General features: G+C 61.5%; 13 protein-coding genes. 12 read left to right on the top strand and 1 reads right to left on the bottom strand.

Annotated elements, in window-relative coordinates:
- Window positions 1–90 precede the first annotated feature (90 nt).
- On the bottom strand, window positions 91–825 hold the full coding sequence (locus tag H143_RS0102690) for an IclR family transcriptional regulator (RefSeq protein WP_019936683.1): 735 nt from the start codon (window positions 823–825) through the stop codon (window positions 91–93).
- A gap of 213 nt (window positions 826–1,038) precedes the next feature.
- Here H143_RS0102690 and H143_RS0102685 point away from each other — a divergent pair, with 213 nt between their 5' ends.
- From H143_RS0102685 to H143_RS0102630, 12 genes are all read left to right on the top strand, one after another.
- Complete coding sequence (locus tag H143_RS0102685; RefSeq protein WP_026349649.1) at window positions 1,039–2,601, top strand: acetolactate synthase large subunit; 1,563 nt, start codon at window positions 1,039–1,041, stop codon at window positions 2,599–2,601.
- Between the two features lie 30 nt (window positions 2,602–2,631).
- Complete coding sequence (locus tag H143_RS0102680) at window positions 2,632–3,105, top strand: VOC family protein (protein WP_033365894.1); 474 nt, start codon at window positions 2,632–2,634, stop codon at window positions 3,103–3,105.
- A gap of 37 nt (window positions 3,106–3,142) precedes the next feature.
- The gene (locus tag H143_RS0102675) at window positions 3,143–3,745 is read left to right on the top strand and encodes an amino acid synthesis family protein (RefSeq protein WP_019936680.1); all 603 of its coding nucleotides are present in this window, start codon (window positions 3,143–3,145) and stop codon (window positions 3,743–3,745) included.
- Between the two features lie 73 nt (window positions 3,746–3,818).
- Window positions 3,819–5,255 (top strand): NAD-dependent succinate-semialdehyde dehydrogenase, encoded by a 1,437-nt coding sequence (locus H143_RS0102670; RefSeq protein ID WP_019936679.1) that lies wholly within the window; start codon window positions 3,819–3,821, stop codon window positions 5,253–5,255.
- 91 nt (window positions 5,256–5,346) lie between these two features.
- Window positions 5,347–6,141, top strand: a complete 795-nt coding sequence (locus H143_RS0102665) for an SDR family NAD(P)-dependent oxidoreductase (protein ID WP_019936678.1) — start codon at window positions 5,347–5,349, stop codon at window positions 6,139–6,141.
- 297 nt (window positions 6,142–6,438) lie between these two features.
- Window positions 6,439–7,413, top strand: a complete 975-nt coding sequence (locus H143_RS0102660; RefSeq protein WP_019936677.1) for a tripartite tricarboxylate transporter substrate binding protein — start codon at window positions 6,439–6,441, stop codon at window positions 7,411–7,413.
- Between the two features lie 12 nt (window positions 7,414–7,425).
- Window positions 7,426–8,019 (top strand): amino acid synthesis family protein, encoded by a 594-nt coding sequence (locus H143_RS0102655; RefSeq protein WP_019936676.1) that lies wholly within the window; start codon window positions 7,426–7,428, stop codon window positions 8,017–8,019.
- The gene (locus H143_RS0102650; RefSeq protein ID WP_019936675.1) at window positions 8,006–8,671 is read left to right on the top strand and encodes a GntR family transcriptional regulator; all 666 of its coding nucleotides are present in this window, start codon (window positions 8,006–8,008) and stop codon (window positions 8,669–8,671) included. Before H143_RS0102655 ends, H143_RS0102650 begins: the two co-directional genes overlap by 14 nt.
- Window positions 8,655–9,593, top strand: coding sequence for an alpha/beta fold hydrolase (locus tag H143_RS0102645; RefSeq protein WP_019936674.1), 939 nt, complete (start codon window positions 8,655–8,657; stop codon window positions 9,591–9,593). Before H143_RS0102650 ends, H143_RS0102645 begins: the two co-directional genes overlap by 17 nt.
- A gap of 306 nt (window positions 9,594–9,899) precedes the next feature.
- Window positions 9,900–11,423, top strand: coding sequence for a fumarate hydratase (locus tag H143_RS0102640; protein ID WP_019936673.1), 1,524 nt, complete (start codon window positions 9,900–9,902; stop codon window positions 11,421–11,423).
- A gap of 125 nt (window positions 11,424–11,548) precedes the next feature.
- Window positions 11,549–12,049 (top strand): MarR family winged helix-turn-helix transcriptional regulator, encoded by a 501-nt coding sequence (locus H143_RS0102635; protein WP_019936672.1) that lies wholly within the window; start codon window positions 11,549–11,551, stop codon window positions 12,047–12,049.
- A gap of 24 nt (window positions 12,050–12,073) precedes the next feature.
- Window positions 12,074–12,403 (top strand): hypothetical protein, encoded by a 330-nt coding sequence (locus H143_RS0102630; RefSeq protein ID WP_019936671.1) that lies wholly within the window; start codon window positions 12,074–12,076, stop codon window positions 12,401–12,403.
- Window positions 12,404–12,408: the final 5 nt, after the last annotated feature.

Raw genomic sequence — 12,408 nt, 5'->3', positions numbered from 1 at the left:
CGCAGCGGATCTAGGTATCGATCCGACGAGGGCCAGCTCCCGAGGCGCGCAACCGGAATCCGGCAGGCGCCTTTGATGACGTGTTGCCCGTCAGCTTGCGATGCGCGCTGCGATTTCGTTGGCAGCGCTGCAAATCAAGGTGGCGAGGAATTCGCGATTGAAGGCGTTGAAGCGGTCTGAACTGCCGGCAAGCGTGATGCTGCCCAGGATCCGATGCTTTTCGTCGAAGATGGGGGCGGCAATGCCGCTGTTGTGCGGGCTGAGTTCATGTTCGCTGATGCAGTAGCCGTCTTTGCGGATGCGCAGCATGGCTTTCGAGAATTCTTTCCAGGTGCCCAGGGCCGCGCCGCTCTCTTCCGGCGGAGTTTGATCGTACAGGCGCCGCAATTGTCTAGGCAGCAGATAGGCAAGCACCACGCGAGCGGTCGCGCTGCGGAACAGGTTTATGGGCGAACCCCGGCCGAAATCCAACGCGGAGGTGTCGCTGGCCGATTTCTGCAGAATGTTGATGACCTTGGACCCGTACCACTCGCTGATGAGCAGATCGAGGCTGGTTTTGCGCACCAGATCGTCGACGATATCGCGGCTGACCGACAGCACGGGATCGAAACGGGTCATGTGGCGGTCGAGTTCGATGATGCGCGGGCCCACGGCGTAGCCGCGCGGCAGTCGCACCAGCAGGCCGGCGCCAGCCAGTTCGCGCACGTAGCGGTAGGCGCTCGAAGCGGGATAGCCGAGTTCCTTGCTGATGACGTCAATGTCGATGACGGGCTGGTCGTCCCGGAACAGGGACAGGACATCGAGCATGCGTTGAAGGCTGTTCATGGATATTTCGCGGTTTTCTGCGTGCGTTCGCAACAGTGTGCGAGTGTGAGGCAAAAGCGATATTTACGCAAAAAGGTAATTCTGCAATAAGAATTTTATTTCTCGACATACATTTCGCACATGTATTGCTGATTTACTATAATTTGATAAAATAACAAATATGAAAAGCAAGTCGGCCACGCCTGCGAGGCGTATGACGGTGAGGAGGAATCCATGGCTAGGATGACGGGAGCGCAAGCTCTATGGGCGGTGCTGGCTGCGAAGGGAGTGGACACGTGTTTCGCCAACCCCGGGACGACCGAGCTGGATATGGTGCGTGGACTCGAGCTGCGGAGCGATGTGCGCTGCGTCCTGGGCCTGCAGGAAAATATCTGCACCGGGGGCGCCGACGGGTATGGCCGCATGACCGGCCGCGCCGCCGCGACCTTGCTGCATCTGGGGCCTGGGTTCGCGAACGGCATTGCGAATCTGCACAATGCGCGCCGCGCGCACACGCCCATTGTCAATGTGATCGGGGATCACACCAGTTGGCACCTGAAATACGATGCGCCGTTGACTTCCGATATCGAGTCGCTTGCCCGCCCCGTTTCCGGCTGGGTGCATCGTATAGCCGACCCTGGCGATGTCGTGCCGGCGGCCTGCGCCGCGGTTGCCGGCAGTCGCGCGCGCGGTGGGCAAGGGGCTACGCTCATTTTCCCGGCGGATTTCCAGGCCGAGCTGCAGGATGCGCCGGTAGATATCGCCGAGGCCGGCGAGCCGCTGGCCGAGGAGGCATCCGCATCGATTGACCTGGCTGCCGCAGTAAGCAGGCTGCGCGCCGCATCCCATATTGTCTTCCTGCTTGGCGGGGGCGGCGAGCACAGCGCGCTCGGCGCGCGCGGCCAATGCGAGGTCGCCCGCATCTGCGAAGCGCTGGGGGCCACCGCATATGCCGAGACGTTCCCGTCGCGCAGCGAGCGCGGCCAAGGTCTTCCTGCGTTCGGGCGTCTGCCTTATTTTCCCGAGCCGGCCCGCGACGTACTCGACCGCGCCGATCTGGTGGTGTTGATAGGCGCAAGCGCCCCGATCACCTATTTCGGTTACGCCGGGCACCCCAGCGCGCTGGTCGAGACCGAACGCCTGTTGGTGCTGAGCCGGCCAGGCGAGGCGGTGGCCATGCAGCTCGAGCAGCTTGCCGACGCGTTGCAGGCCCCGGCATATCGGGCGCAAAGCGTTGCGTTGCCGGAAGTCGCACCCGGGCCTTTGACCCCGGCTTCCATTTCCGCCGCGCTGGCGCGCACGCTGCCAAAGGGAGCCATCGTTTCCGTCGAAGGCGGCACTTGCGGCTACCCGTTCTATGCCGCCTCCGCCGCGGCCGAAGCGCACACGACGCTGACCAATACCGGCGGGGCCATCGGACAGGGCTTGCCCGTTGCCATGGGGGCGGCCATAGCCTGTCCCGAACGCACGGTTGTCGGCCTGCTTTCCGATGGCAGTACCCAATATACCGTCCAGGCGCTTTGGACAATCGCGCATGAAAACCTTGATGTCGTGGTTTTGATTGCGGCAAATCATCAGTACGGCATTCTACGCAACGAGTTGCGCCGTGATGGCAAGCCATTGGGAGCGCGCGCCGAGACGCTGACATCTCTCGCAAATCCATGTATCGATTGGGTCGGACTGGCTCGCGCATATGGAGTCGAGGCTTCGCGCGCGCAAACCGGTGAAGAACTCGTGGCACGGCTCGATCATGCATTCTCGCGGCGCGGTCCGTTCCTCATTGAAATGTCTCTGTAAGACATACACCAGTCAGCAATGGAGCAGACTATGACTGACACTACCGATATCAAGCCCCGCATTCGCCGGACCCATCTGGCGCTGTTCGTAAAAGACCCTTTCGCCTCGGCACCCTGGTACGAAAACGTGCTCGGCATGCAGGAGGTCGCCCGCGGCGAGCGCTGGGTGTTCCTGTCGTTCGGCAAGAAGCACCATGACATCGCGCTGATTCGTGTCGACGATCCGCAGAGCACGACCCGCGGAACCGTCAACATGCAGCACTACGGGCTCGAAATCGAAGGCGATATGAATGAATTTCGACGCTTGTACGGAATGCTGATCCGAAAGAGTGTCGACGTGGTCAAGACCACCGATCACAAGGTCGGATACGGTTTGTACTTCCATGATCCCGACGGCCACCGATTCGAATTCTTTCTGGAGACCGTGCACGACGACGACGAAGGAAAGCGTGTGCTCAATGCTCACCATGCACCGAGCGATCCGTTCGATATCCAGCCTCTTTGACCTCGTATTTACTGCCTAAAAATCGGGACTCGACAAGATGAAGAAACCGAATTTCGGTAGCTACCATATCCGCAAATGGTACCTGCAGATCGAAGATACTCTCGCGGGCGAGACCGGCGCGCCGCCCGATGGAAATCCGCTGCGCAAGATCGTGATGGCCGCGTGCATCCACAACCCCTTTGCCGGGCGCTATGTGGAAGACCTCTCGCCGTTCATCGGCCCTTCGCCCGATCTCGGACGGGAGTTCGGCCGGCGCATTCACGAGGCCGCGCAGGGGCAGGCCATCGAAAGCTACGGCAAGGCCGTGCTCGTAGGTATCGATGGCGAATATGAACACGGCAACGCGCTGCTCACGAATCCGGCAGCCAATCCGGTGCGCGATGCCGTCGGCGGCGGGAAGTCTTGGGTGCCCTCGACGGGCAAGCGCGGCGGCCCAGGCACCAGTATTGACATACCGCTTGCGCACAAGGATGCCCTGTACGTGCGCTCCCACTACGACACGGTCACTGCACAGTTCAATGACGCGCCCAACCGGGACGAACTGCTCGTGATCTGGGCGTTTGCCACACGCGGCCGTCTTAATGCCCGCCTGGGGGGGCTGAAGGCATCCGAAATCAAGGGCGAAGACGGGCTGCACTGACCGGGGGCAACGGGCATGAGTCGCGAAGACCACCCCCAGGCGGTCTGAGGCGCTTTCTTGCGCAAGGAATGATATGCAGATCCGATATCCCGAACTGACTTTTTTTGTCGACGGCGTTTTCCATGGCCACGCCGGACGCCGTACCTGCGTAGTCCGCAACCCCGCCGACGAATCGGTGCTCGGGCTTCTTCCCTGGGCGGAACCCGATGAGGTCGACAGCGCGGTGAAAGCCGCGCATCGGGCTTTCCCGTCCTGGCGCGACGCGTCGCCCCTGCTGCGTTCCGACATTCTGCGCCAGGCCGCTCATCTCATTCGCGAACGGGCGGACGAAATCGCTTGCGGCATTACGCTCGACAACGGCAAGCCGTTCGCCGATGCGCGGGCCGAAGTGTTCAATTCCGCCGAACACATCGACTGGCATGCCGAAGAAGGTCGGCGCATTTACGGGCGCATCGTTCCTCCGCGCGAACCGAACGTGCGCCAATTGGTGCTGCGCGAGCCCGTCGGCGTCTGTGCCGCCATCAGCCCCTGGAACTTTCCGTTCGGGCAGGCCATCAAGAAGGTCGCGGCGGCGCTGGCGGCCGGCTGCACCATGGTGCTCAAGGGGCCGGCCGAATCGCCCAGCGCCATAGTCGCCATGGCGCATGCACTGCAGGACGCCGGGCTGCCGCCAGGCGTGTTCAACATTGTCTGGGGCAATCCGGCCGATATTTCCCGGCGCTTCATCGAATCGCCCCTGGTCCGCTCCATTTCGTTCACCGGCTCGGTGCCGATCGGCCGCGAGCTTGCCTCGCAAGCCGCGTTCCACATGAAACGCATGAGCATGGAGCTCGGAGGGCACGCGCCCGTGCTCGTATTCGACGACGCCGACCTCGATCGGGCAGCCGCGCTGCTCGCCCGCCTCAAGACCCGCAATGCGGGCCAGGTGTGCGTATCGCCGACGCGCTTTTTCGTGCAGCGAGGCGTTCACGATCGTTTCGCCGACGCCTTCCGCACGGCATTGTCGGCCGTCAAGATCGGCCAAGGCTTCGAAGAGGGCGTGCAGATGGGGCCGCTCATCCACGAGCGCCGGTTCCAGTCCATCGTCGATCTCGTCGACGACGCGCGCCGCGAAGGAGCAGACATCGTGACCGGAGGAGGGCGCATAGGCGAACGCGGCTGGTTCCACGAACCGACGCTGCTTGCGAACGTGCCCGACACGGCGCGCATCATGCAAGAAGAGCCCTTCGGACCGCTGGCCGCTCTCTCGTCTTTCTCGACTATCGACGAGGCGCTCGAACGGGCCAATGCCTTGCCGTTCGGCCTGGCGGCGTACGTTTTCACGAACTCTTTCCAGGTGTCGACTCGCGTCGCGAACGGCCTGCAAGCCGGCATGGTGAATATCAACCATTCTGGAATGGCCAACCCAGAACTGCCTTTCGGCGGCGTGAAAGACAGCGGGTTTGGCAGCGAAGGAGGAACGGAGTCGTTCGACAGTTTCCTCGTTACCAAGATGATTTCACAGGTTTGAGCAGAACGGCCTGTTCGAACTGCAGGACCCGCCGCCACCGGTATCGGCCGAGCCACCGGCCAAACTCATTCAAACATCAGGAGAAACGAACATGGATTTGAACCTCGAAGGCAAGGTCGCCGTGGTGACCGGAGGCAGTCTCGGCATCGGACGCGCCGTCGCGCAGGCTTTTGCGCGCGAAGGCGCGCGCGTGGCCATCGTCGCGCGCAGCCGCGGGCCGCTCGAACAGGCGGCGCGCGAAATCTCCGAGGCGACGGGAGGAGAGATTCTTCCCGTGCCGGCCGACGTGAGCGACACCGCTCAGGTGCAGGCTGCCATGGATCTCGTGGCCGAGCGCTTCGGACAGCTCGACATCCTGGTCAACGGCGCTGCCCACCCGGGCGGCCTGGTGCGCAGCGAAATCGAGAACGCCAGTCCCGAAGGCCTGCTCGAAGATATCAACATCAAGGTGGTGGGATACATGCGCTGCGCGAAGGCCGCCTCGGCCCACATGCGCAAGAACGGGTTCGGCCGCATCATCAACATCGGTGGGCTGACCGGGCGCGGCAGCAAACAGCTCTCCGGCATGCGCAATGTGGCCATCTGCCACATGACCAAGACCTTGTCCGACCAGTTGGGACCCGCGGGCATCACCGTCAATGTCATCCACCCGGGCGTGGTCGAAACACCGCATATTCACGAACTCTACGAAAAGGAAGCGAAGCTGCAGGGGCTGACCGCCGGCGAGGTCGAAGCCAATTATGCCAAGGCGACGCCGATTCGCCGGGTGCTGCAGACCAACGAAATCGCGGATGTGGTGCTGTTCCTCGCATCCGGCCGTGCCGCGGCCATCACGGGTGAATCGATCGCTGTCGATGGCGGTATCACGCGCGGCATTTTTCTCTGACGCCGGGCGCGCGATCTATTGTTAATTGAATCTATCAATTAATAATTATTAATTGATAGATTCAATGTTTCATTTGGGAGTCCCCATCACTGACGATCGTTTTTAGTATTACCATTAATGTGATTTTTGTTTATTTGGTACTACAAAATCATCAGATAGTGCACGAATGATCCTCTCGGCGGATCTCCACGGCAAAACATGGGGCAGGAAGGATGAAGCCCAATGCCCGCAAGGAATGCGGAGGATGCCTGGGTCATGTGTGAGAGGGGAAGAACAACCCGTTCAAAAGGAACCACCATGGATCGCCGTGACTTCAATCGCCGTCTCGCCACGCTTCTCGGGGCAGGGATGCTCCCCGCGGTCAATGCGCACGCCGCGCAAGTCGCGTTGCCGAGCATGATCGATTTGATCGTGCCTTTTGCCCCCGGCGGCGGAACGGACCAGCTTGCCCGCGCGCTCGCCCAGGTCGTTACGCCCGATTTTGCGGGCAGCAATATCGTTGTGGAAAACAAGCCTGGCGCCAATGGCGCCATTGCGGCACGCTTTGTCTCCAATCAAAAGGCGGACGGCGGCACCGTGCTGCTCGGGAGTTCAAGCACCCAGGCGCTCGGTCCGCTCATTCTCAAATTTGAAATCGATCCCATCAAAGATCTCACGCCGGTTTCGCTTCTTGCGGAGATAGCAAACGTGCTGGTGGTGCCGGCCGAATCGAAGATCAAGACCCTTGCCGACTACATCGCATACGCCAAGAATCACATCGTGACATTCGGCTCCTTCGGCGTTGGATCTTCGGGGCATCTATATGGACTGCTATTTGCGGCGAAGGAAAAAATACAGCTTACGCATGTTCCCTACAAAGGCTCGAGCCAGGCGATAACCGACATGCTCGGCGGGAACGTCGATAGCGTATTTCTGACTACCAGTGCAGTGTACGGATTGGCGAAAGCCGGCAAAGTCCGGGTGCTTGCCGTAACCGGACCGCATCGAACCGGTTTGTTCCCCGAAGTTCAGACGTTCAAGGAGCTGGCAGTCCGATCGCTCGATTTCAACGGCTGGTTCGGACTTTTCGCCCCCAAGGGGACGCCGCCGGAAATCGCCCGATCCATTGCCGATCGCACAAATTCCGCGACGAAGGATAAAGACTTCGTTCAACGCATGAAGAGCGAGGGCTATGACTGGGTTGGAGGCGGTCCGCAAGCCCTGGACCGGGAACTGCGCTCCTCGATCGATATTTACAAGAAAATCCTGGCAAAAAATCCCATTAAGATCTGAGAGTAGAAAGTCATGCATGGTATTGAATTGACGGTTCGCAAGTGGAGCGTGAGCCAGGAAGAAACCCTGACCACCGAACTGGGCATGTCCGCCGACGGCGAGCCGCTGCATAAATATGCAATTGCCGCCACGATCAAAAATCCTTATGCCGGCCAGTTTGGCCCGTCTTTGGAACCCATAGTCGCCGCGTCCGAGTCGCTGGGCCATGAGTTTGCGCGCCGCATCAAAGCGGCTGTCGGAGATCGCGCGATCGAAAGCTATGGCAAGGCTTGCATCGTCGGCACGTCAGGTGAATACGACCACGGAAATGCGTTCATCACGACGGTGTTTGCCGAGCCGATACGGGCGGCCGTGGGCGGTGCGAAGGCCTGGATCCCTTCGACGGGAAAGCGTGCGTCGCTGGGAAGCCAGATCGACGTTCCGCTGGCCCATAAAGATGCGCTCTACGTACGTTCGCATTACGATACCTACACTGTGGCATTCCCCGATGGTCCGGCGCCGGACGAGGTAGTCATTGTTGTTGCGCTTGCGACGCGCGGACGCCTTCAAGCCCGCCTTGGGGGACTAAAATCCAGCGAAATCAAGGGAGAAAATGGACTTAATTGAAGAAGCGGCGCCGCTTCGCCGCCAGGCCGAAGACGCGCTTCGCCAAAGAATCCTGTCCGGTGAACTGTTGCCGGGAGACCGGTTGAAAGAGCGCGAGCTCGTCGAGCTGCTGGGCGTAAGCCGCACATCCATTCGGGAAGCCCTGCGCCAGATCGAAGCCGAGGGTCTGGTCACGCTCGAGCCGAACAGGGGGCCCGTCGTTTCGCGCCTGAGCTATGAGGATGTCGCGGACCTATACGAAGCTCGCGGGGCCCTGGAAGCTCAAGCGTGCACCGGATTCGCATCGCGCGCCACCAGCCGCCATATGCTCGAACTGCAGGACGCTTTCGGCGAGCTTCGCACGCTCGCTCTTGCCGGCGATGTGGAGGGAACGGTCAGGCTGAGCGACCGGTTTTACGACGCGATTCTGGAAGGAAGCGGAAATCGATTGCTCAAGAGAATGTTGCGCCAGCTCCATAATCGAATCGTGCTTTTGCGGCGAACCTCGCTGTCGGAAGGCGGTAGATTGCCCGAAACTCTGGCTGAGCTTACCCAGATTTTCGAAGCATTGCTTGCGCGCGACGACCGGGCGGCCGCGGCGGCATCCCGGCATCACGTGCAACAGGCCGAACGCGTAGCGCTAAGGGTAATTCGCAATGCCGGGAAAAAATGATTCGAATCGCCAAGATCCGGCGGCTGCAGGCGCCCTCCTGGACGGTTTGAAGAGAGAATCTGCCGCATCCTGCACGGCCAGGGACTGCTACATCACGCTCAACGGACTCAAGTTCCATTATGCCGAGTGGGGGCCGGCCGATGCCCCGGCTGTGATCATGCTGCATGGCCTTCGAAGCTACGCGATGACATTCGAACCGCTGGCCACGTTGTTATGCGATCGGTTTCGCGTCATATCGCTGGATCAGCGGGGGCGAGGCCTTTCGGATTGGGACCCCGCAGCGAATTACTACGCTGACCAGTATGTGAGCGATCTGGGAGCTCTGGTCGATGCGCTCAGCCTGGACCGTTTTCACTTGCTCGGCCATTCGCTCGGAGCCATCAATGCGCTTTATTACTCAAGGGATCACGGGGAGCGCCTGCTCAGCCTGATTCTTGAGGAATACGGTCCCGGATCCGAGGCGCAGGGCGCCGGCCAGGATCGCATCAAGCGGGAGCTTGAACAAACGCCGTTGAAATTTGAATCCTGGGCCCAGGCAGCCAGGTTTTGGCGCGACGCGCGACCACATATATCCGAAGACGCGCTGGCTTCGCGTTTGAAATACTCGCTGAAGGAGACGGCTGACGGAATCGTCTGGCGCCACGATCAGGCAGGCATTGCCCAGGCCCGCCTGGAGCCCGCTCCGGGCCATGCCCTGCCCGATCTTTGGCCGGCGGTGCGCAAGCTCGGATGTCCCACGCTGTTGATGCGCGGAGCACGCTCGGACTACCTGTCCGCCGAAACTGCCGAGAAAATGGCGCGGCTGAATGAGCGGATACAGATCGAGGAGATTCCCGAGGCCGGGCATTATGCCCATGACGACAATGCATTGGCGTTCGAGCGCGCGGTGCTCCGGTTCTTGAACTCGGTCGAGACGCCATGATGTTGATCGGACTCCCTCCACCCTATCGACGGATCGCAGCGTCAGCCATTTCGGGGGTTTAAAGCCGCCGAATGAGACTGCGTGAGCCGAGGGCCCCGGAGGAATCCGAAGCGCGGGGCGGTCATCCACAGTCCACCGGGCGAGCACCGAAATTACGCCGGGCAGCCTCGGCGCCTCAAGAACTCAATCGACGCGCCTTAAGAACGCCGTCAGCGACAGCAAGTCGAACAAAGTCATCAGCAGCGGGCCGTACCGGCAAGTCGTATCATTAGCGTTTTCCCCAGTCTCCCCGCCTAGAAATCCGCCATGACCACGACCATCAAAGAAGACGACCTGATCCAGTCGATCGCCGACGGCATCCAGTTCATCAGCTACTACCACCCGACGGACTACATCCGGCACTTGGCGCGCGCCTACGAGCGCGAGGAGAGCCCCGCTGCCAAGGACGCGATCGCCCAGATCCTCACCAACTCGCGCATGAGCGCCGAGGGCCGTCGCCCCATCTGTCAGGACACCGGTATCGTCAACGTCTTCATGAAGATCGGCATGGACGTGCGCTTCGACACCCAGCGCACCCTGCAGGAACTGTGCGACGAAGGCGTGCGCCGCGGCTACCTGAACCCCGAGAACCCGCTGCGCGCCTCGGTGCTGGCCGATCCGCTGTTCGAGCGCAAGAACACCAAGGACAACACACCCTGCATCCTCAACGTCGAACTGGTGCCCGGTGACAAGGTCGACGTGCAGATCGCCTCCAAGGGCGGCGGTTCGGAGAACAAATCCAAGTTCGCCATGCTCAACCCCAGCGATTCGCTGGTGGACTGGGTGCTCAAGACCGTGCCGGCCATGGGCGCGGGCTGGTGCCCGCCGGGCATGCTGGGCATCGGCATCGGCGGCACGGCCGAAAAGGCCATGCTGATGGCCAAGCAGTCGCTGATGGAAGACATCGACATGTACGAACTGCAGGCCCGCGGTCCGCGCGACAAGACCGAGGAACTGCGCCTGGAGCTGTACGAGAAGGTCAACGCCCTGGGCATCGGCGCGCAGGGCCTGGGCGGCCTGACCACCGTGCTGGACATCAAGATCAAGATGTTCCCCACGCACGCGGCCTCCAAGCCCGTGGCCATGATCCCCAACTGCGCGGCCACGCGCCATGCGCACTTCGTGCTCGATGGATCGGGGCCGGCGCATCTGCAGGCGCCCGCGCTGTCCGAGTGGCCCGATGTGCACTGGGCGCCGGACTATAACAAGTCCAGGAAGATCGATCTGGACACGCTCACCAAGGAAGAAGTCGCCAGTTGGAAGCCGGGCCAGACCCTGCTGCTGTCGGGCAAGATGCTCACCGGCCGCGACGCCGCGCACAAGCGCATCCAGGACATGCTGGCCAAGGGCGAGAAACTGCCTGTGGACTTTGCCAATCGCGTCATCTACTACGTGGGCCCGGTCGATCCGGTGCGCGATGAAGCGGTGGGTCCGGCCGGCCCCACGACCTCGACCCGCATGGACAAGTTCACCGAGATGATGCTGGCGCAGACCGGCCTGATCGCCATGATCGGCAAGGCCGAGCGCGGCCCGGCCGCCATCGAGGCCATCAAGAAGCACAAATCGGCCTACCTGATGGCCGTGGGCGGTGCCGCTTACCTGGTGTCCAAGGCGATCCGTTCGGCCAAGGTGGTGGGCTTTGCGGACCTGGGCATGGAAGCCATCTACGAGTTCGAGGTGCAGGACATGCCCGTGACCGTGGCGGTCGACGCCAACGGCGTGTCGGTGCACAACACCGGACCCAGGGAATGGCAGGCGAAGATCGGCAAGATTCCGGTCGCGGTGGCCTGATCTGCCGGGTACCCAGACCAAGCCCCGCATCGCGGGGCTTTTTTATGTCCCATCCTGGCGAGGGATGGATCGGAATATAAACAGGGAAACTTGCAAGTTTCCCTGTTTATATTTATGCTTTATCCATGACGGGTACTCCTGTTTCATCGATATCCCTGGATGCGACCATTTCCGAACTCACGCTGGCGATTGGCCAGCTCCTGCGGCGGTTGCGCGCGGAATCGAACCCGGACGGACTGACGTGGTCGCAGACCGCCGCGTTGTCCCGCCTGGAGAAGGCAGGCCCGACGACGACGGCAGATCTCGCGCGCATGGAGTCGGTAAAACCGCAGTCCATGGGTGCCACGCTCGCCGAATTGGAGAGGGAGGGACTGATCGAACGCCAGTCTCATCCGACAGACGGCAGGCAGATTCTTTTTGCGCTGACGGCCGAAGGCGTCCAGGCGCGGCGCAAACGCAGCGCCGCCAAGCAGAAGTGGCTGCTGGCCGCGATGGCCGAGCTCGATCCCGGGGAGCGGCAGACGCTGGTGTCGGCGGCCGCTCTCATCAAGCGTTTGAGCGAAACCGAACCGGAAGGCCCGCGGGTTCGCGGCCGTTCCGGCGACGGGACGCAGCGCGATGTTTGACCAGACAGGAACAGGGGTTCAACCATGAACTGGCTTTACGATGTGGCCTATTTTTTCGGCGGCATGTTCCTCGCGAACGCGATCCCGCATCTTGTCAGCGGCATGATGGGACGGCCTTTTCAGAGTCCTTTCGCCAAGCCGCCGGGCTCAGGCCTTTCCTCGTCCACGGTGAATGTCCTGTGGGGTTTCTTCAACGCTGCCGCCGGCTATGCGCTCGTTTGCCGGGTCGGCGATTTTGGCCTGAAGAATACGGGCGACGTGCTCGCATGCGGTGCCGGTGCGCTGCTGATCGCACTTTTCTCGGCCCGGCATTTCGGCCGTTTCCACGGCGGCAATACGCCGGAGCATTCCTGAGTGTC

Source organism: Bordetella sp. FB-8 (assembly GCF_000382185.1).
In the GTDB taxonomy this organism is placed as follows: domain Bacteria; phylum Pseudomonadota; class Gammaproteobacteria; order Burkholderiales; family Burkholderiaceae_B; genus Bordetella.
Note: the sequence above shows the minus strand (reverse complement) of the source record. Positions and strands in the feature narration are given on the sequence as shown.

Bases quoted from the DNA above. Each gene is read 5' to 3' on its own strand.
- H143_RS0102660 (WP_019936677.1), top strand. From the start codon at position 6,439: ATGGATCGCCGTGACTTCAATCGCCGTCTCGCCACGCTTCTCGGGGCA.
- H143_RS0102630 (WP_019936671.1), top strand. From the start codon at position 12,074: ATGAACTGGCTTTACGATGTGGCCTATTTTTTCGGCGGCATGTTCCTC.
- H143_RS0102670 (WP_019936679.1), top strand. From the start codon at position 3,819: ATGCAGATCCGATATCCCGAACTGACTTTTTTTGTCGACGGCGTTTTC.
- H143_RS0102680 (WP_033365894.1), top strand. From the start codon at position 2,632: ATGACTGACACTACCGATATCAAGCCCCGCATTCGCCGGACCCATCTG.
- H143_RS0102675 (WP_019936680.1), top strand. From the start codon at position 3,143: ATGAAGAAACCGAATTTCGGTAGCTACCATATCCGCAAATGGTACCTG.
- H143_RS0102635 (WP_019936672.1), top strand. From the start codon at position 11,549: ATGACGGGTACTCCTGTTTCATCGATATCCCTGGATGCGACCATTTCC.
- H143_RS0102685 (WP_026349649.1), top strand. From the start codon at position 1,039: ATGGCTAGGATGACGGGAGCGCAAGCTCTATGGGCGGTGCTGGCTGCG.
- H143_RS0102645 (WP_019936674.1), top strand. From the start codon at position 8,655: ATGCCGGGAAAAAATGATTCGAATCGCCAAGATCCGGCGGCTGCAGGC.
- H143_RS0102650 (WP_019936675.1), top strand. From the start codon at position 8,006: ATGGACTTAATTGAAGAAGCGGCGCCGCTTCGCCGCCAGGCCGAAGAC.
- H143_RS0102665 (WP_019936678.1), top strand. From the start codon at position 5,347: ATGGATTTGAACCTCGAAGGCAAGGTCGCCGTGGTGACCGGAGGCAGT.
- H143_RS0102640 (WP_019936673.1), top strand. From the start codon at position 9,900: ATGACCACGACCATCAAAGAAGACGACCTGATCCAGTCGATCGCCGAC.
- H143_RS0102655 (WP_019936676.1), top strand. From the start codon at position 7,426: ATGCATGGTATTGAATTGACGGTTCGCAAGTGGAGCGTGAGCCAGGAA.
- H143_RS0102690 (WP_019936683.1), bottom strand. From the start codon at position 825: ATGAACAGCCTTCAACGCATGCTCGATGTCCTGTCCCTGTTCCGGGAC.